Source organism: Nitratireductor sp. ATLC21 (genome assembly GCF_057196525.1).
On sequence record NZ_JBXUOU010000003.1, the window covers coordinates 479,617 to 497,154 of the forward strand.

Annotated in this window: 18 protein-coding genes and 1 tRNA gene; 2 read left to right on the forward strand and 17 right to left on the reverse strand. The window is 60.7% G+C overall.

Annotated elements, in window-relative coordinates:
- Window positions 1–8: 8 nt before the first annotated feature.
- From obgE to AC2CHD_RS16795, 4 genes are all read right to left on the reverse strand, one after another.
- Window positions 9–1,046, reverse strand: a complete 1,038-nt coding sequence (gene obgE, locus AC2CHD_RS16780; RefSeq protein WP_484554573.1) for a GTPase ObgE — start codon at window positions 1,044–1,046, stop codon at window positions 9–11.
- A gap of 104 nt (window positions 1,047–1,150) precedes the next feature.
- Window positions 1,151–1,744: a GNAT family N-acetyltransferase gene (locus tag AC2CHD_RS16785; RefSeq protein ID WP_223021921.1), complete on the reverse strand. Its 594-nt coding sequence runs from the start codon at window positions 1,742–1,744 to the stop codon at window positions 1,151–1,153.
- 123 nt (window positions 1,745–1,867) lie between these two features.
- Complete coding sequence (rpmA, locus tag AC2CHD_RS16790; RefSeq protein WP_484554574.1) at window positions 1,868–2,137, reverse strand: 50S ribosomal protein L27; 270 nt, start codon at window positions 2,135–2,137, stop codon at window positions 1,868–1,870.
- Between the two features lie 83 nt (window positions 2,138–2,220).
- On the reverse strand, window positions 2,221–2,892 hold the full coding sequence (locus tag AC2CHD_RS16795) for a 50S ribosomal protein L21 (protein ID WP_484554575.1): 672 nt from the start codon (window positions 2,890–2,892) through the stop codon (window positions 2,221–2,223).
- A 258-nt stretch (window positions 2,893–3,150) separates the two neighbouring features.
- On the opposite strand from AC2CHD_RS16795, the gene AC2CHD_RS16800 reads away from it, so the two are divergent.
- A tRNA-Ser gene (locus AC2CHD_RS16800) sits at window positions 3,151–3,240 on the forward strand.
- A gap of 135 nt (window positions 3,241–3,375) precedes the next feature.
- Here the strand turns inward: AC2CHD_RS16800 and AC2CHD_RS16805 are convergent.
- Complete coding sequence (locus AC2CHD_RS16805) at window positions 3,376–4,194, reverse strand: DNA adenine methylase (RefSeq protein ID WP_484554576.1); 819 nt, start codon at window positions 4,192–4,194, stop codon at window positions 3,376–3,378.
- Between the two features lie 171 nt (window positions 4,195–4,365).
- On the opposite strand from AC2CHD_RS16805, the gene AC2CHD_RS16810 reads away from it, so the two are divergent.
- Window positions 4,366–4,803, forward strand: a complete 438-nt coding sequence (locus AC2CHD_RS16810) for a hypothetical protein (RefSeq protein WP_484554577.1) — start codon at window positions 4,366–4,368, stop codon at window positions 4,801–4,803.
- Here the strand turns inward: AC2CHD_RS16810 and AC2CHD_RS16815 are convergent.
- The 12 genes from AC2CHD_RS16815 to AC2CHD_RS16870 form a co-directional block, all read right to left on the reverse strand.
- Window positions 4,796–5,776, reverse strand: a complete 981-nt coding sequence (locus AC2CHD_RS16815; RefSeq protein ID WP_484554578.1) for a phage late control D family protein — start codon at window positions 5,774–5,776, stop codon at window positions 4,796–4,798. The two genes, AC2CHD_RS16810 and AC2CHD_RS16815, sit on opposite strands and share 8 nt — an antisense overlap.
- The gene (locus tag AC2CHD_RS16820) at window positions 5,776–6,036 is read right to left on the reverse strand and encodes a tail protein X (RefSeq protein WP_370633413.1); all 261 of its coding nucleotides are present in this window, start codon (window positions 6,034–6,036) and stop codon (window positions 5,776–5,778) included. Before AC2CHD_RS16820 ends, AC2CHD_RS16815 begins: the two co-directional genes overlap by 1 nt.
- Window positions 6,033–6,461 carry a phage tail protein gene (locus AC2CHD_RS16825; protein ID WP_459438210.1) on the reverse strand — a complete coding sequence of 143 codons (429 nt, stop codon included), beginning with the start codon at window positions 6,459–6,461 and terminating at the stop codon, window positions 6,033–6,035. The genes AC2CHD_RS16820 and AC2CHD_RS16825 overlap by 4 nt, the downstream gene beginning before the upstream one ends.
- Window positions 6,461–8,809 carry a phage tail tape measure protein gene (locus tag AC2CHD_RS16830; protein ID WP_484554579.1) on the reverse strand — a complete coding sequence of 783 codons (2,349 nt, stop codon included), beginning with the start codon at window positions 8,807–8,809 and terminating at the stop codon, window positions 6,461–6,463. The genes AC2CHD_RS16825 and AC2CHD_RS16830 overlap by 1 nt, the downstream gene beginning before the upstream one ends.
- Window positions 8,810–8,892: 83 nt before the next feature.
- Window positions 8,893–9,366 carry a hypothetical protein gene (locus AC2CHD_RS16835; protein WP_484554580.1) on the reverse strand — a complete coding sequence of 158 codons (474 nt, stop codon included), beginning with the start codon at window positions 9,364–9,366 and terminating at the stop codon, window positions 8,893–8,895.
- A 5-nt stretch (window positions 9,367–9,371) separates the two neighbouring features.
- Entirely contained in the window at window positions 9,372–9,890 is a 519-nt protein-coding gene (locus AC2CHD_RS16840; RefSeq protein WP_484554581.1) for a phage major tail tube protein, read from the reverse strand.
- A gap of 14 nt (window positions 9,891–9,904) precedes the next feature.
- Window positions 9,905–11,179, reverse strand: coding sequence for a phage tail sheath subtilisin-like domain-containing protein (locus AC2CHD_RS16845; RefSeq protein ID WP_484554582.1), 1,275 nt, complete (start codon window positions 11,177–11,179; stop codon window positions 9,905–9,907).
- 197 nt (window positions 11,180–11,376) lie between these two features.
- Window positions 11,377–12,201, reverse strand: coding sequence for a polysaccharide pyruvyl transferase family protein (locus AC2CHD_RS16850; protein ID WP_484554583.1), 825 nt, complete (start codon window positions 12,199–12,201; stop codon window positions 11,377–11,379).
- A gap of 84 nt (window positions 12,202–12,285) precedes the next feature.
- Entirely contained in the window at window positions 12,286–12,789 is a 504-nt protein-coding gene (locus tag AC2CHD_RS16855; RefSeq protein WP_484554584.1) for a hypothetical protein, read from the reverse strand.
- A gap of 11 nt (window positions 12,790–12,800) precedes the next feature.
- Entirely contained in the window at window positions 12,801–13,769 is a 969-nt protein-coding gene (locus tag AC2CHD_RS16860; RefSeq protein WP_484554585.1) for a hypothetical protein, read from the reverse strand.
- A gap of 1 nt (window position 13,770) precedes the next feature.
- A complete protein-coding gene (locus AC2CHD_RS16865; protein WP_484554586.1) occupies window positions 13,771–17,043 on the reverse strand; it encodes a DUF4815 domain-containing protein in 3,273 nt (1,090 codons plus the stop codon).
- A 9-nt stretch (window positions 17,044–17,052) separates the two neighbouring features.
- Entirely contained in the window at window positions 17,053–17,538 is a 486-nt protein-coding gene (locus tag AC2CHD_RS16870; protein WP_229450237.1) for a hypothetical protein, read from the reverse strand.

The following is a 17,538-nucleotide window of genomic DNA, read 5'->3' on the forward strand; positions in this document are numbered from 1 at the left end:
GGATTTGCCTATTTCTGCCAGCGGTCGTCAGCCGCGTCTGCATCTTCTTCTTCGGCGCGCGCGTCCTGAATGATCTTCATCAGGGCGCGCAGCACGTCCTGCACGCCCTCGCCGGTGGCGGAGGAGAGGAGGAGGGGGGGCTTTCCGCAGGCTTCTGCAAGGGCTGCCTGCTTTTCGGCCCGCGCTTCGTCGTCCAGAAGGTCCACCTGGCTGAGTGCGACGATCTCTGCCTTGTCGGTGAGGCCGTGGCCATAGGCGGCAAGCTCGCCGCGTATCGTGTTGTAGACGGCGGCGGGGTCTTCCTCGCGCGCTGAGACGAGGTGGAGCAGAACGCGCGTGCGCTCCACATGACCGAGAAACCGGTCGCCAATGCCGACGCCCGCATGGGCGCCTTCAATGAGGCCGGGGATATCGGCCATGACGAATTCGCGCGCGTCGATGCGCACCACACCCAGATTGGGGTGCAGCGTCGTGAACGGATAGTCGGCAATCTTGGGCTTGGCCGCGGTGACCGTGGCGAGGAATGTGGACTTGCCGGCATTGGGCAGGCCAACCAGACCGGCATCGGCGATGAGCTTCAGGCGCAGCCAGATCCATGCCTCTTCTCCCGGCAGGCCGGGATTGGCGCGGCGCGGCGCCTGATTGGTGGAGGATTTGAAATGCTGGTTGCCGAAACCGCCATTGCCGCCGCTGGCCAGCTTGAAGCGCTGGCCAATCTCGGTCAGGTCGCAAATGAGCGTCTCGTTGTCTTCCTCGTATATCTGCGTGCCGACGGGTACTTTGAGAACAACATCCTCGCCCTTGGCGCCGGTGCGGTTTCGGCCCATGCCGTGCACGCCGGTCTTGGCCTTGAAGTGCTGCTGATAGCGGTAGTCGATCAGCGTGTTCAGGCCCTGCACGGCCTCGACCCAGACATCGCCGCCACGTCCGCCATCGCCGCCGTCAGGGCCGCCGAACTCGATGTATTTCTCGCGCCGGAACGAAACGGAGCCCGCGCCGCCATCGCCGGAGCGGATATAGACCTTGGCCTGATCGAGAAACTTCATGGGTTTGATCGTCTTTCCGTAACGTTGCGCAGAACCGTCTACAGCATCATGCGTCGAAGTGCGAGAGCAGACAGGGTTTCAGGCCCGTCTGTTCTCCCTTCGATTCAGGCGCCCCAGCTTCTGAGGCTCACCCAGGTGCTGCGATCGAGCTGGTAGCGTTCCACAGCCACCTTGCCTGCAACCACCGAATCCATCATGCCCTGCCCGGCATACTGAAAACCGCATTTGTGGATCACGCGCCGCGAGGCGGTGTTGGTGACGCGGCAGGAGACATTCAGCCGGTCGATATCCGTGGCGCGGAAGGCGAGATCGACCAGGGCATGGGCTGCCTCTGTGGCATATCCGCGGCCCCAATAGGGTTCGCCGATCCAATAGCCGATTTCCAGCCCGTTGGAGCGGTTCTCCAGACCGGCGCAGCCGATGAAGGCACCGGTTTCCGACAGCGTGACCGCATAGGTGCAGCCATTGATCTCGCCGGCGCGAATGCGGCTGAGGAAACTGTGCGCATCGTTCACGCGGTAGGGATTGGGCATGCGGCCGAGCATTTCGGCCAGGCGCCGATTGTTGGCGAGTTCCACCAGTTCTGTGACGTCATCGTCGCGCGGGATGCGCAGAACGAGGCGCTCGGTGACGAGAACCGGGCAATCTATTTCAACTCTGGGACTTTCACTCTCGATGTCTTCACTTTCGGCAACCATCGCTTTTTCCTCCGGACAAAAAGAAAGGGGAGATGGCGACCCATCTCCCCTTTCGAACCTATTTCCGGAATGTCCAGACACCGGTCCCCGAGATGGGTCGCCGGTGTTGGTGAAGCGGACCGGCTACTCCGCTGCCTCCGTAATCGGGTTTACGGACACGTAGGTTCGACCATTGGCTTTTTTCGCGAAGGAGACAGCACCTGCCTCTTTCGCAAAAATCGTATGATCCTTGCCCATGCCGACATTGATGCCGGGATGCCATTTCGTGCCGCGCTGACGGATAATGATGTTGCCGGCGATAACCTTCTCGCCGCCGAACTTCTTCACACCAAGGCGTTTGGACTCGGAATCGCGACCGTTGCGCGACGAACCACCAGCTTTTTTGTGTGCCATAATCTTGCTCCTTTGCGCCCGTCGAGAGCGCTTGCATTCCTAATGCGCTGTCAGGCGCTGAATTTCAACCCTTTGGCGAAGGATTATTTCGCCAGTTCCTTGGCCTGCTCGCGCCAGTCCTTGATCTGGTCGGCGCTGAAAGGCATGGCCTCGTCGATGCGCACCACGTCCTCGTCGGTGAGGGCGGCCACCTGAGCGTAGGTGGTGATGCCCTGCTCGGCGAGCTGGCCGGCTGCAACCGGGCCGATGCCCTTGATCTTGGTCAGATCGTCGGGCTCTCCGGCCGGAGCGGTGAAGAGCGGAGCAGCCGCAGCGGGCGCTTCCGTCTTTGCCTCTGCCTTTTTGGGAGCGGCTTCCTTCTTCGGAGCAGCTTCCTTCTTGGCAGGCTTTTCCTCGGCCTTGGCAGCCGGCTTCGCAGCGGCCTTCTTCGAGGGCTTCGCGCCGCCGGTCAGGATCTCGGAGATCCGCACGGTGGTCAGAAGCTGGCGATGGCCGCGCTTGCGGCGCGAATTCTGGCGGCGACGCTTCTTGAACGCGATGACCTTCTTGCCGCGGCCCTGCTCGACCACCTCGGCGGCCACACTGGCGCCATCGACGAGCGGCGCGCCAATGGTCACGTCCTCGCCTTCGCCAACGGCCAGAACGTCTGCAAACTGAATGATCTCACCGGGCTCGCCGGTGACGCGCTCGACCTGAAGCAGGTCGTTTGCGGAAACGCGGTACTGTTTACCGCCGGTCTTGATGACTGCGAACATCTTTTTGCCTTTCAGTGTCCGGTCCGGCTTGGGTCCGCATGGTGCGGCCTGCCGTCTTTTTGCCAGTCTGGATGGTTAAACAACAAACGGCGCAGGGGTTTTCCCGCGCCGCAGGTCGCGTGTCCATAACGGAAGAGGTCTGGAAGGTCAAGCAGAGGCGGGAAAAATGCGGCAGATTGGCTTCGATTGGCCCTTGTATCGAAACCGATCACCGGTTATCTAGTGCGCCGCGCTGGCAACAGCAGACCAGCATCTCGCGGAGAGGTGGCTGAGTGGTTGAAAGCACCGCACTCGAAATGCGGCATACTCGCAAGGGTATCGGGGGTTCGAATCCCTCCCTCTCCGCCATGGCCTTTTAGCTCCCCCGGGTTTTTTGTGAAGCGGCTGTAGCCGGTCGCGCGGATTTGCAATTTTGTCACCGGCTTTTTCAACACTCACAGTTTCTTGAAGCCCCCTCAAAGGGTGTTTGAAGGGGCCTCTACTTTAACCCTGATCTTCGGCCGAGGAAATGATCAGCTCCTTCGCCCTCGTACCGTTGCCGGCTGAGATGGAATAGGTCAGCTCGGCGCCCTCCATATCAAACCCTGAGAACAGTTCCCGGATCTGCGGCACATCGTTGATCGAGAGGATGAACCGTCCCTTCAGCCGGCCGAGCCGATCGGCCATGAGGGCGAACTGGTCGCGGTCGAACAGGGCACGGCCGTAGTCGCCCTCCGAGCCGTAATAGGGTGGGTCGAGATAGAAGAGCGTGCCCGGCCGGTCATAGCGCTCGATGAAGTCCAGCCAGTCCAGGTTCTCGATGACGACGCCCGCCAGGCGCTCATGCACCTCTTCCAGCATGGGAGCCAGCCGCGTGAGATTGAAGCGCGCGGGACGGCTCCGGTCGACGCCAAAATTCTGCCCAGCCACCTTGCCGCCGAACGCCAGGCGCTGCAGGTAGAGGAAGCGCCCGGCGCGCTCCAGATCGGTCAGCGTGGTGGGGTCGCTCGCCTTCAGACGTTCAAACTCACGGCGCGACGTAATCTGGAAGCGAAGCGTGTCCATGAACTGCGGATAATGGCGCTGAAGGATGCGGAAGAGGTTCACCACTTCGCCATTGCGGTCGTTGATGACTTCAGCGTCGGGCATCAGCTGACGGCGGAAGAAGACGCCGCCCATACCGACAAACGGCTCCGCATACAGCGAATGAGGCGTGGCGGCGATGCGCTCGCAAAGGCGGCGAGCGAGCGAGCGTTTGCCGCCGATATAGCCGGCCACAGGCCGAACGGGAGTGACGGGAGAATGGTCGTTGTAGAGATGCATGTCTTTTCTAGGAGAATCAGACACACTCCGGTCGCTCGAAAGAGCAGCGGGTGTGGCGGTTGTTTCGTGTGATCGTCAGGCGGGGTTGGTTTGGCGACTGGACCCGCTCGTCGGAGCTAATGCTCCGGCCACCCGTCCGCTTGTTGAGTTGGGTGAAAGATGGGATCGGACATGTTCCAAGAATGGCTGACATTTGCGGGAGTGCTTTGCGCGACGGCTAGCGCGTTTCTAACAGCTATCAACGGTACGCAGCTTCTTGGCCGCCTGCTGGAATGGCATGCAGAGGCTGTCTTTCGCGATTTGGAGAAGGACGAAAAAAACTCACGCCGCAGCGGAATAGTTAAAGCCATGTCCATCGTCGGCAGTAAGCATGTTTCTCCGCACGATTGGCTACGTTCAACTTTGGGCCTTTCGCCTGTCGTGGTGACCAAAGACGACCTGTCACTCAATCTGGGAGCTGGTGTACGAAGCAAAGCCGAGATCGACGCTGTACTGCGTGATTGGATAGAACACCCGCGCCCGCTAAATCGTTCGGCGTCGCTATGGGCGATCGGACTATTGTTGCTCGGTGGCCTTCTCGCGATCTTCGGTACGTTTCCGCTCATCTAAATTCGCGCCCGCTTTCCGGTGCCTCCAGTTCGATTGTGGTCATGTATGTGTCGTCGTAGCGATGCTCGACGCTGGCCGCGCGCCACTCGCCATTGGCCTCTTTTCGCCCACCCGTGAAGATGATCGGCGTGTCGGCCATCATCTCCGGCATGCCGGCAAGCGTGATGGAGCCTGAGCCGGTGGCGCGGCCGAGGCGGCTGCCTTCGGCGCTGGCCGCTTTCTGCGCTTCAGCGGCGTTGGCGTAGGTCGTTCGAAGGCGCTTTACGGGGCCTTTGAGGCCGGTTTCAAAGTCTTCGTACTTGATCTCGTTGCGCGCCCGGTCGTACCAGCCCGCCTGTGTCTTGCCGTAGCGCGGTCTAGGCTCGATCGAGATGGTGCCGCTCTCGCAGTCGCTCTTGTCGATGGTAATGGGCGGCAGTACACCGCGCTCTAGGAAGAGGAAGCGGTTTCCCTTGACCGAGAATTGGCCGCCGCAGCGGTCAGCCAGGCGGGTGAGGAAGTCAACGGTCGATTGCTCGGTGCGGGCGATATAGGGCAGCTGCAGCCCGGCAAGGCCGGGGCTGATCTTGGCTTCATAACCATGGCGGCCAGCCAGCTCCTGGACGATGTCTCCCACACTCTTCTCGTCAAAATGTTCAGACAGGGGTTCCTTCACATCGGAGCGCATGTCGGCCGAGCGACAGGAGAAGCGGAGAAACTCGCCGCGCGGGCCGAAGGCGTAATCCGCCTTCTCGAAAATGAAGACACCCATCTTCCATGTGCTGGCACCGCGAAAGCCGAACCTAACCGAGATCTCGGCACCCATCTCGGGAACCTCGATCAGGTTGTTCTCGTCATCGAACTCGAGCTCGCATGTGTCGGCTTCCTGGCCGGGCGCGTCGTAGATCGAAGCCGAGACCAGAAGCGAATAGAAGGCATCGCTCACAGTGCGGCCGGCGACGCTCACTTCAATGAATGGATGCGTGCGGGTCATCAATCCCAGAGCCTCACGGTTGCGGCTTCCTGGATGATGACGAACTCCGGCATATTGATCTCCGTGCCGCGCGGCAGCACCGGACCGAGGCGCGCAAGGCCCGGATTGGCCACCAGCGTGGCCTCCATAAAGCCGGGCAGCTTGCCGGCTTGCCGGCGGTCTCGCAGATGCGCCAGGGCGTATTCAAAGCACACCTGATCGAGCATCATGTCTTCGAGCGGAACCCGAACACGCCCTGCAGGGATGATACGGGCGCTCATGAGAACAGCCCCACTGGCGAGCCGGTGCCGGGTGCAGGCGCGACCTCGATATCGAAGCTCAGCCGCCGCCCATAACCTTGCCGGTTGATGCTTGTCTGCCGGTCACGCACCGAGAGGATCACCACGCGGCCGAACACCTGCGCGGCTGTGGCGACAGCGATCGACCAGCCGATCATGAGAACCGGCTGGGCAGCGGCCTGCGTGGCGCGGATCGCTTCGAACTCCTGCCGGCCGCCGAACTCGTCCGGATAAAGAAGGCCAGAGATCCTGATCGGATCCTCGCCATAGCCGGTGAACTGCCGGCCTGGCCGGTTGCCAAAGCGGGGAATGGCCGGCCAGTGCGTTTCCGTCTGTCGCTCGATCTCCTGAAAATTGAGCGGCGCGATCTCGAAGATGTGCGGGCCAAGGGCAAGCAGCGGTGTCATTACTCAGTGCCTCCATGCAATGCGCCGGTTCGCGCGGTGGCGATCGAGCTGCCTACGCCGCTGCCGGCGCTCGCGCGGGCGGGCTGAGCCGATGAGAGCCTTGAGGCTGCAGCTCCGATGGCGCGGGCAGCGTCTTTCAGCATGGCGGCAGACTGCGCCGCTCCCTGCTCAAGCGCGTTGGCGGCTTTCTGGCCTCCCTGTTCGACAGCCGTGCCGCCGCGCGCCAGACCATCGGACGCCTGCGAAGCGGCCCGATCCATCCCGGCTAGCATCTGGTCGAATGCGCCGCCGCCGGCGCCCTGACCGGCATCTGCGGCATTGGCCGTGTTGGCACGGCCGCTGATGGCTTCGGAGCGCTTCTGTGCAGCAGTGTCCTCCGGGCTCTCGTTGGTCATCCAGGACGGCAGGGACGGCAGTGTGAATTCGAAGGAGAAGGCATTCTTCAGCCATTCGACCTTTGACTGCACCCATGCCTCAAGCTGGGCCCAGCCCTCGGTCAGACCGGCAAGTGTTCCATCCACGGCGTTGCCTGCAAGCCCCGATGCGGCGGCGACCAGGTCCGAGGCCCATTTGCCGACATCGATGGTGGCCTGTGCATACCAGGCCTCGACCGCGCCCCAGCCTTCAGTGATGCGGGCGAGAAGCACCTCGGCTGGAACCTCACCAGCCTCCATGCCCATCTGCTCGTTCGACCAGCCTTTCACCGACTGCCAGAGCTTGCCGAACGAACTCTGTTCTACGCTCTCTTCAAGCTTCTTGAACGCGGCCTGGTTCTGCCGGATTTGCTCAAGCCGCTCTTCTGGTGTGCGGCCCATGTCGTCGAAGAACTCGAAGGCCAGCGGGATCACCCAGCTTGCTGCCATCCCGGCGCGCAACGCGTTGGGCAACCCGCCGACCTTCGACACGAGTTTGTCGACGCCACGCCATGCGAGACCGGCGGCGCGGCCGACACCCCGAATTGAACCTGAAACGAGACGCCAGCCGAGGGCCACGTTCCGGCCCGCCTCGTTGAACTTGAGGAAGAAGCCAAGAAGCCTGATGAGGGGCAGGCGCACAGCGGCCACGGCAAAGCCGATCAGGCGCGCGCCAATCGCGAAGGCCATCAGTGCTGCAATCGTCTTGACGATCGCGCCTGTCAGCTCCGGATTTGCAGCGGCAAACTCTGCAAACCTGTCGATGAGCTGGCCGAGTTGATCAGCCAGCGCCAGAGCCTGTGGCAGAAGCTGATCGCCCAGGACGATTGCCATGCGGGTCAATTTGCCAACGAGCAGATCCCACTTCTTCTCTGCGCCTTCGGCCTGCTTGGCTGCTTCCTCGACCGCCGATCCGGCATAGGCCGTCTTGTCTGCAACCAGGTCTAGCGCCTGCGCGAGCAGATCAGGGTTGCCGAGCAGCTTTGCGAAATCGTCCGCGAAGTCACGGCCGACCAGCTCGATCAGGGCCTCCATGCCTTGCGGTTTCTTGGCCAGCGTTTCGAACAGCTGGATCAGCGCGGCCGGCGCGTCGGTCTCCATCGACTTCAGGAAGGCTTCGCGGTTCATCCCGACCGATTGGAACGCCTGGTCGATCTTCTTGCCGCCCGACAGGATCCGGGTTGCCATGGCGGTGAAACCGCGCGCCGCTGTTTCGGGCACGATGCCGGCGGCGATCATGGAGGCACCGACAGCGGTTGCCTCGGTTGCCGTCAGCTTGAAGATGGCTGCCGCGCCAGCGGAACGGTTGGTGAAGTCGGTGAGCTCGCTGGCCTTCGCGGCCATGTTGTTGGAGAGGTGGTTCGTGGCGTCGCCAAGATCCTCGATCCCGTCCTGGTTCAGCTTGTAGACGTTGCGCAGCTTGGCAAAGCGCTCACCGATCAGGCCGCCAGCCATGTCGAAGGCCACGGCCGCGTTGGCAACGTATGTGGTGAAGGCTTCCAGATCGCTTTCAGGAACACCGCCCTGTGCAGCCTCGGACATCAGCTCGACCAGCTCGCTCGCCGCGATCGGGATCAGCGCCGAGGTGTCGAGCGCGAACTTGCGAAGCTGGCTCAACCGGCTTTCGGTGACATCGAGCACCTTGTCCAGGCCACGCATGGACTGGTCGAACTGCCCGGCCTTAACGATGGGGGCGGCAAGTGTCATCGCCATGCCGAACGCACCGAGCAGTCGACCGCGTGCGTTGTTTAACGCCGTTTCGGCATTCCTGGTCGCGGTCTCGATGTTGTCTACGGAGAAGCCCTCGCGGATCGCTCCGCCGAAGCCGCGCTTGAACTCGTGTGCCTTCTCACGGATCCCGCCCAGCGCGCCCGCGATCTTCTTCGCGGGCGCGGATGCCTGGTCAATGAGGCGGATGAGAAGGGAGACGTCCATCGATCAGGGCTCCGGGAAGCGGGCTTGCAGATGCCGGGCGAGATGCGCGTGAGCGATGACGAGTTCGATCCAGTCCGTCTCGTCTAGCTCGTGAGGGAGTTTCCGGAACTGGTGTCCGATATCTGCCGCCACGCCGTAGACGCTGCGGACTGGAGTCCCGGAAAAAAACCGAGAAACGCGGTCCCAAGCGCCGGCAGGTCGATCACGTCGATGTCATCGATCACGGAAGCGGGTTCCTCGCACATGTCGGCGATGAGCTCGGTCAGTTCGTCCAGGCGCTCCACCGTGAAAAGCCCTGCGACCACCTTGGCGAGCATTTCCCGGCCGCCGCTTTCCACCTTCGCCTGGATGCTGGACGCTGCATCATCGCCATCAGCCAGGAGAAGCGAAAGAAGGTCGCCGCCGACCATGGCGGCCAGCCGTTTGGTGTGCCGCGTCTTGGGGCGGCGGATGGTGATCGTGCTGCGCTCGGCTTCCTTGCCGTCAGCGTCCTTCACGGTCACCGGAACCTGAAGGGGAACTTCGATCTTCAGTTTCAGGGCGTCATTCTTGCTCATGGCGCTCACCCGAACAGGATACGGCGGCGGGTTTCGTTGACCGGCGCGAAGTTGCGGATGTCCCATCCACCCTTCTTGAAATTGAAGCGGTGCATGACGCGGCTGTCCCAATACTCAGTGTAGCTCCAGATCGACTTGATCTCGTGGTCATAGCCGGTGGCCTTGCCGCCTTCGAGCTGCTCTCCCTCGATCTTCGACAGGCGGCCGGTGATGTCGATCGCGTGCTCGTGTTCGGTGCCGTCCTCTTCCGAGATCACCAGCTTCTTGCCGGTGAAGTTGTTCCGGACGCCGGGAGCGCCACCGAACAGGCCGAGCGTTTCCGGCGTGTGGCTCTTCAGCTTGAAGGGCATGGTGAGCGCTTTCGTTCCGAGCCCGGCGACCTCAATTTCGAGGTCGGAGCCACCGGGCTGGAAGCTTTCCATGATCTCTTCCAGCGTGGGCAGTTTCAGCGTCTCGATGTCGAGCGCTAGGTTGGTGTTGTCGTTGACGTAGAGCGTGAAGCCCCGGACGATGCGAAGGGTCATGAAACGTGCTCCCGTTAGCCGGAGATGTAGTCGGCGATGCTGCCGGAGAACTCGACCGAGATGCGGCGCTGGATGTCCTCGGCGAGCGTGTCGAAATAGTCTTCGTTGCGGCGCGAACCGAAGATCAGGTCTTCGAGCGGCGGCGTCTCTTCCGCATCGAATTCAACGCGCAGCTTGCCATCGCGCAGCGAGGCGTTGGAGTTGAGACCGCGATCCCAGAACACATTGCCGCCGAGGATCGCGCCGACCACCGTCAGTTCATCGAGGAACGCTTGCAGCGAGCGCATGACCGCCAGGACATGCTGCGATGAAAGGTTCTCATCATTGGCCCAGGGGCGGAAGGACGCGACAATCGCCTTCTCGATGGTGGCGCGGGTGCGCACGACATTGATGAACTTCCAGAGCGGATCATCGGACGCCGTGCGGTTGCCCCACAGGATCCGGCCATTGGCGGCATACTGGCCACCGACGCCTTGGACCACGCGCGAGGGAATGAACGTGGCGATGCCGGCCTCATTGAGGAGGTTCGCCTCGTGATCGATCTCTCCGTCGAAATAGGTGATGGGACGGGCCGTGCCGAGAACGCCGAGCGCTTCCTGGTTGGACGGAGACCAGTAGGGACCGCCCTTCAACTTGTCCTTCTTCACGATAAGGCCGGCCGCGAAGGGAGAGGCGGGTTTCGAGACTATGGTTTCGCCGCTTGCAACCCGCACGAACGGGTCCAGCAGGTAGGTGTAGCGCGATGAGAAGTCGGCGCGGTAGGCGAGGCTTGAAGCGCTGTCGGTGCCGCCCGTATCGAACACGGCCATCGCCTTCAGCTTCGCGGCCACTTGCTCAAGGGCATCTGCCACCGGGTTCTTTGCGTCGGCCACGCGGCCGGCCGAGTATCCCGGTGCGAGCAGAATATCCGGCTCGACCCCAACGTGCCCGGATGCGTAGGAAAGTGCGTGGACGCCGGTCATGGACGCGGCCGAGCCGATCAGGTTTGCCCTGGTGGCGTCTTCATCGGCCCCTTCCTCTACACGGACGAAGACCATGCGGCCTTCGACACCCTGGGCCCGAACGGCGTTCACGATGTCGATTGCGTTGCCAGTGGCTCCCAGGGCGGCGACTTTGTCGGCCTCATGGGTGAAGAAGGCAACGGGCTCGTCGGGCGGGAACACGTTCGCGTCGGCGTCCGGCGCGACTACGGCCGCGCCGATGGACGAGACATCAGCTACGGCAATCGGGCGCGGTTCGTTTCCGGACTGGATGACGCGGACGCCGTGGTTGTAGGGGGCAGTGGCCATAAATCGCTCTCCAATGCCGTTTGAGACGGGTTCAAAGGCTTTGTGAGAGGATAGGTTTTGGGCAAACAGAAACGCCCCTGACAATGTCAGGGGCGATGCATGTGCAGAGTGAAATAACACTCAGATGTTAGCGGCAAAGACTGCTTTCGCCAAGCCGTGAAGGGCTCTGTATCTCCGATAGCGACCGTCTACTTCGCTTATGTCTGCTTTAGTTCCACACCATGCTTAGAAAGCTGTGAGCGAAGGTTGGAGATAATTCCCGCCTTCATCACTTCGAAATCAACCGGCTGGATGTTCAGGTTTTTGATGTCTGTTTTCGGGAAGAAGCGTGTTCGGATCGAGGGTATTCCCAACAGGTCAATCACCTCTGTGCGCCCCTCTCTCACACCAGTATAGACCACTGGTATTCCCATGGCTGCGCATGGCATCGCGCAATGAATCCGACTGGTGACGACCAGCCCTGCCTCTTCGCGATAGTAGTCAAGCAACTCCTGCGCCATCGTGAACTTGGTATCGTTCGAGAGATATGGATCCACGACGTGTGATATTTCCACCCGAACCCGCCGCTGATGTCGCGGAAAGTGCTTCCGCGGCTGGTCTACCAGAACAAATTTCGGATCTCTTGGCTCTGTGTGGCGCCGTGGAAAAGTCATCGTAGCGCACCCGCTCACATACGCATCCACACCCCATGACTTTACAGTGTCTGCTGTCGCCTGATCCCTGCAACCAATTGGCTCAAAGCGCTTGAAGTAGTCAGCGTGCTGTTTATAGACCTCCGCGGTCTCTGGCGTCATATGAAAGCCGAAGAAAATTGGAGTGATGTCGGGTGCCGGCGGCCAGTTCTGTGGTTCCATCGAAAACCAGCCGTTCATAACCACCGCACAGGGCTCTCCGCTGTATTCGCTCAGAAAGTCCCGATCGACCAGATCAAATTCTTGCCCAATATGCTGTGCAACCGCCAATGTCTGAATGTTATCTCCAATATTCACAGTGTTGGAGAACCCAAGCAAAGAGATTTTCATACTCGCCCCGGAGCTATCTATTGTCGGGGGCCTATTCAGCAAAATGCCTTCGAACTATCAAGCACTTCTTGGCGAGCCTCATAATCAAATCAAAAGGGCGGCATCCCACATAGCGTCAACCTGCTCAGGTGTAAGGTTCAACGCGTCGCCAATCTGCGAAATCAACGAATGTGTCCGCTCAAAGGTGGTTGCGTATTCCCACTCGACCTGTGCAATCTCACGTTCGCCCGGATCGGAAATGCTATCAATGGCTGCCTGCACTGAAGCGAGCGATATACCGTTCGCGATCAATCCTAGTCGAAGCTGGCGCGCGGACAGCGATGGCATCGTCTGCCGAAGCTGCTCACTCGTCGGCGGAACATATGGCACCACTGGCTTGCCTTCCGAGATCCACTCAGCAACTGCCAGAACAACCTGTGGTGACAGACCGAAGGTATCTTCCGGAACAACTCCATACTCGGCATCGGTCACAGTCTCGATGAGTTCTCCCGTTTGCGGGTCTAAGAGCTCGAAATCTAGCGTGGCCACAAAAACATCAGCCTTGTCTGTGGCGCGCACAGCCTTCAGGGACAGGAGATTGGGCTTCATCTTTTATACTCCTATGCGACTCTCTGCGCCATTATGCTCCAAGCACCACCGCCAGCGTATTCGCCGCGCGAACGCCATGTACCGCTAAGAACGGCACCGCCGCCATTTGTCGAAAACCGGTTGTCACCCCACAAACGGACTGACACTGAAGAGTTCCTTATTGCGCCAGCATCGTGGAGCAGCAAAACTTGGCCGACTGGAAAGTTAGTGTTGTTCTTAGCGCTGCCGGAATACATCAATTCAGGCGCCAATGCAGAGGCAACTTGAGCAGGTGTCGACGGTCGAATGTAGTTGTTCGAACCGGTGTCGATCTGCGTCATGAAGAACCCAATGTTTCCGTTCGTGCTGTCATATTCCGAACGGAAGAGGCGGGCAGAAATATCACCTGAACTGTCGCGTTGCGCGTAAGTGTTTCCGCTAGCGCTGGTGGAGCCGGATATACCGTTAAGCTTGGCGCTATCGGCTGCTTTGCCACCGGCAGGTAGAAAGGCAGATGCGCTCTCAACGGCGGCAGAACCAAGTCCTAGGTTCGAACGGGCTGTGGCCTTGTCAGGCAGATCCGAAAGGTTGAGCGACTTCACAAGCTTGGTTGCCAGTGAGTTCGTTACCGTGGTGGCGAAGTTTGGGTCGTTTCCCATCGCCGTGGCGAGTTCCTGTAGCGTGTCGAGCGCACCCGGCGATCCGTTGATCAGCGCATTGATTGCGGCATCGATGTCGGCCGCCACCTTCGTGTCGATCTCGGTTTTCGTGTAGGCGTCGGTGATCCCGAACCCGGCGACTGTCGTCGGCCGCCCTGTCAGGTCACCATAACCGTGCGTGTGCGCGTCGTAGGCCGCATTGAGCGCCGCCAGGGCATCGCTGATTTCCTTTGCCTTGGTGTCGGCCTGATCCAGCGCGGTTGCCACGCGCTGGATCTCGACAATCTGCGATGCGCCGGGCGTTCGGGGTTTCGGCCAGTTGTAGTTTGCGGTGTTGGACACCTTACACCTCCGTTGTGACCATGCGCAGGCCGCTCAGATACGGGCGCGCCGCCGGCGTGCCGGTCAGCGTGATCCGCGTCTTCGCGTCCTGCGGCGCATAAGGGGTTCGTTGATAGGTCTGCTCCACCACGCCGTCGCCAAGAGGGCGCGCACTGGAGACAGAGGCCGCTACGAAGTCACCGGGTTCTCCGATCTCCACGGTCACCGTGGAGCCGGTTGGCAGGAACGCATCGAACGTCACCGACGTTCGGTCGGCTCCGTCAGCCTCGACCACGCGGCTTTCATAGTTGGCCGAGGTCTGCAGCTCTCCTTCGATTAGCTGCACGTCTGGGAAGAGAAACGGTGTCGTCAGTTCGGTTCCCGTCAACACGGCCGCCACCTGGATGGTTTCGTTCTCGATGAACTCGTCCAGGCGAATGCGCTGTCCTGGCGTCGCAGAGATCACCTCCCCGTTGGGGCGCGTCAGGCGGATGGTGACATCCGTTTGGTTGTCTGGATACTCGACCCCGGCACTTACGATGATGTCGGACATCTTCGTCGCCGTGAACGCGCCAACCGGCACTGTTTTCTCTACAGGATTGAACCGCGCTGCGAGCAACTGGAACCACAGGTCCGTCTCGTTGTGGGGTGTCCATGTCGAAGCGTTCGAGGAAGAGAGCAAAGCGCCGACAACGAAGGGCTGTTCGGTTACAACCTCGCCGCTTTGATCGATGCGCCCAACACTGGCTACTGCAAGTGAATGCTCAGGGTCGTCTGTCAACACAACGAACGCAAACTCGCGACCCCGCTCGAGAAAAACTGGAACGGAGAAGGAGGCAGTGAAAATCTCGCCTTCTTCGATGTCCGTGCCAGGCACGAATGCCTCTGCCAACACGATCCGGTTGGGAATGCCCACATCTGTCTGACGGAGCTGGACCAGTATTGCGTTCGTAGCAGACCCCTTCTTTGCACACCTCAGGCGGACACCCGTGATGCAGCGGTCATTTGCGAGCGTGAATGTCTGAGCGAGCGGGTCGTTGCTGCCGTTGTCGCGCTGGTTTGGATCGACAGAACGGTCCCAGCCAATTGTAGCAGTGGTATTGTTGATCACCTGCGGTGGATTGATCGGCTGCGGCATGTCCGCTGTTGTCGTGCCAAGGGTGGAAACCAGGCGCCATTCCTCAACGGTGATCGTGCCCCGGCCGACATAGGTCGTTGATGCCCGCGTGCCGGCACTCCCGAAGAACCGGACGAGCTTCGCGCCTGCGGGAATGTCTGCTGGAATGTCGAAGCTCCCGGTGACAACGCCATCAGCATCGGCAGGCGCGTGGCCCGTCAATGCGATCTCGACATCATCGAATGTCGCGCGCTCGATGACTTCGTCTTGGATGAACCCTTCCAGCCTGAAGTTGACGGCTCTTTGCCTGATCATGCCGGCCGGGCGCGTGGTCGTTCGGACAAGCTCCACTTCCTGTTCGAGCGAAACGCCTGTGATGGCCTCGCCCTCTGCGGCCTCAAACGCCTGGGACTGCGGGGACGTCCATTGAGTTTCCGTTTCGGTCCAAATGTCCGACGATGGCTCAAGGGTAGCGCGACCCGGCATCGGCGTGAACGTCGCATAAGGGTTGATCTTCATCCCGTGCGTGTGGCGGAGCTGCGAGATGATCGCTTCATTGGTGAAGTCCAGGTGCTGGACGGAGATCAAGGCGGGAAACTCATGGACCTGGGCAAGAACCGGCAAGCGAAGACGCCCGCCAAAGCTCGCAGCTGTCTGTGCTACACCCTGATCGCGCATGTCGTCGTCGAGGAACGGATCAACGAAGACACCACGTTTGGCGGAAACCTCACGAGCCGTCACGTCTGATTTCAGGCGCTCCTGCGCTACCAGATCATAGATGTCGAGCAACGCCCGTTTCATGGCGTTGATCTCGCTATAGGGGACGTTGCGAACCGCCGACTGGACGATGGTCGGTGCGATGCCCCAGCGATTGATTACGCGCGCCAGTTCCAGGTGCGTCGAAGGGATGATCGCGGAACGGGGACGGGAGAGCGCGGAATTGCCTTTGACATAGGTGAGCAAACCCGACTGATCCATTGCGATCACGTCAATGCGCGGCAGCTTGTAAGTGTAATCGACCAGCGCGTTGGTGCCCTGTGTCGCGCCGGTGACTGTCACGGTGTCGCGGGACATGAGGTCGGGAGCGACGTTCTGGTAGTAGCGATATTTGACGGTGTAGGATGAACCGGGGTTTGGCTCGGCACCGCCTGGCGACCAGTCGATCTCTCCAGCGGACAGCAGCCAGTCTGCCGGAGAGGTGTAGGTCGTGCCGCCCTGTTTGATTTCAAGAACGCTCTCGACCGAAGCGTTCGTCAGGGCGTCTGAAGCCCCGGAAAATGCACCGTGAACCACCGTTTCAGTCGTCTCCACGATGATAGTGATTTTCGAGACATCTGCGATGGGCGAGCGCGAGAGCGTGAATGTCTGTGTGCCGCCGCTTGGCTCGGTGAATGCTTGCGGCTCGGCCGAGACCTCGCGCAGGTCCGGTTCTTCAGGCACACGAAGTCGCAGGCTTTGAGAACGCGGCAAGCGTCGGCCACCCACATAGGCGACACCTTCCGAAACAGTAAAGACCTGTTCGCCCTCTCCGTTAAGACCGAGTGCACCGACCTCGCAGCCGGAGAAGACATAGGCGCCATTGCTTTCCGAACTGTACGCAGCGAGCGCCTGGTAGATTTCCGAATATTCGGTGTTGGTCTCGTTGGTGATGATGGTGCCATCTTGCATGTTGAAGACGGAAACCAGAGGAGCGCTCTCTCCATCCACCGACGTTCCCCAAAATGCATCGAAGCGGATCCGCGCTGCGCCGGGTTCCATGTAGGACTCACTGCCCTGCAGGTGACCTTTGAGGCCAGGGTCTTCGACATCGGTGACCACGCTTTCCGTAAGGCGAATGCCGATCATCACGGTCCCGGTGGCGGGCAGTTCAAACTGCGCGGCTTCGACATCGTGAACGAGACCGCCGACATAGATTGCGCATTCGGGCAGACGCACAGTCACGCTGATTTCGCCCTCACCTACGGGGGTGACGACCGGATCGTCACCACGCACAATGCGACCATCCTGAAGGATGTATTCGGCGACACGGCGCAGCTTGTCATCAGCCTGCGATTGCATCTCGTTGAGTTCGGCCGATTGCAGATATCGCTGCTCATCGGGGAACGCGACCGCGAAGTGCTTTGTGCTTCTGTCGAAGCGGTCAGTGTATCCGGGGCGCTTGATCAAGCTCTGGGTCATGAGGCGGGCCTATAGCGTGATGATGTAGGTGAAGCGCTGCTCAAGCGATCCGTCCCGGATCACCGAGTTGAACCGATCGACCTGCATGAGCCGGCCATAGTCGACGATGTCCGCATCGGGGATGTACATCTGACCGGCCGGCACGGCCGGGGCGAGTTCGGTTCCATGGAAAAGGCCGGTTTCGCGCAGGGTGTGGCCATCGCCGTCAGCAAGGTCGAGCTTGAAGTCAAGGAATACGTAGCGCGTCGGTTGTGCAGAGAACGACCATTTGGAACCGTCCGCCATGGTGATGCCACCGGCCGGATCCTCTGCGGCGAACTGGATGTCGCGAAGGCGCGTGACGCCGACCCGGTCAACAAGGTTTGTGTCAGTGGGGGAAGGCGGGACAGGTACCGTGTCCCAGGCCACGTCACCTTCTCCCACGCCGAGGAAGAAGGTCTCGCCAAGAAGCAGCTGTGCAGCTACCTGTCGACCACCGAGTGTCCATATTGCCAT

What these genes read in the sequence shown, in the direction of transcription:
- obgE (WP_484554573.1), bottom strand. Translation starts at nt 1,046, where the DNA reads ATGAAGTTTCTCGATCAGGCCAAGGTCTATATCCGCTCCGGCGATGGC.
- AC2CHD_RS16785 (WP_223021921.1), bottom strand. Translation starts at nt 1,744, where the DNA reads ATGGTTGCCGAAAGTGAAGACATCGAGAGTGAAAGTCCCAGAGTTGAA.
- rpmA (WP_484554574.1), bottom strand. Translation starts at nt 2,137, where the DNA reads ATGGCACACAAAAAAGCTGGTGGTTCGTCGCGCAACGGTCGCGATTCC.
- AC2CHD_RS16795 (WP_484554575.1), bottom strand. Translation starts at nt 2,892, where the DNA reads ATGTTCGCAGTCATCAAGACCGGCGGTAAACAGTACCGCGTTTCCGCA.
- AC2CHD_RS16805 (WP_484554576.1), bottom strand. Translation starts at nt 4,194, where the DNA reads ATGCATCTCTACAACGACCATTCTCCCGTCACTCCCGTTCGGCCTGTG.
- AC2CHD_RS16810 (WP_484554577.1), top strand. Translation starts at nt 4,366, where the DNA reads ATGTTCCAAGAATGGCTGACATTTGCGGGAGTGCTTTGCGCGACGGCT.
- AC2CHD_RS16815 (WP_484554578.1), bottom strand. Translation starts at nt 5,776, where the DNA reads ATGACCCGCACGCATCCATTCATTGAAGTGAGCGTCGCCGGCCGCACT.
- AC2CHD_RS16820 (WP_370633413.1), bottom strand. Translation starts at nt 6,036, where the DNA reads ATGAGCGCCCGTATCATCCCTGCAGGGCGTGTTCGGGTTCCGCTCGAA.
- AC2CHD_RS16825 (WP_459438210.1), bottom strand. Translation starts at nt 6,461, where the DNA reads ATGACACCGCTGCTTGCCCTTGGCCCGCACATCTTCGAGATCGCGCCG.
- AC2CHD_RS16830 (WP_484554579.1), bottom strand. Translation starts at nt 8,809, where the DNA reads ATGGACGTCTCCCTTCTCATCCGCCTCATTGACCAGGCATCCGCGCCC.
- AC2CHD_RS16835 (WP_484554580.1), bottom strand. Translation starts at nt 9,366, where the DNA reads ATGAGCAAGAATGACGCCCTGAAACTGAAGATCGAAGTTCCCCTTCAG.
- AC2CHD_RS16840 (WP_484554581.1), bottom strand. Translation starts at nt 9,890, where the DNA reads ATGACCCTTCGCATCGTCCGGGGCTTCACGCTCTACGTCAACGACAAC.
- AC2CHD_RS16845 (WP_484554582.1), bottom strand. Translation starts at nt 11,179, where the DNA reads ATGGCCACTGCCCCCTACAACCACGGCGTCCGCGTCATCCAGTCCGGA.
- AC2CHD_RS16850 (WP_484554583.1), bottom strand. Translation starts at nt 12,201, where the DNA reads ATGAAAATCTCTTTGCTTGGGTTCTCCAACACTGTGAATATTGGAGAT.
- AC2CHD_RS16855 (WP_484554584.1), bottom strand. Translation starts at nt 12,789, where the DNA reads ATGAAGCCCAATCTCCTGTCCCTGAAGGCTGTGCGCGCCACAGACAAG.
- AC2CHD_RS16865 (WP_484554586.1), bottom strand. Translation starts at nt 17,043, where the DNA reads ATGACCCAGAGCTTGATCAAGCGCCCCGGATACACTGACCGCTTCGAC.
- AC2CHD_RS16870 (WP_229450237.1), bottom strand. Translation starts at nt 17,538, where the DNA reads ATGGCAATATGGACACTCGGTGGTCGACAGGTAGCTGCACAGCTGCTT.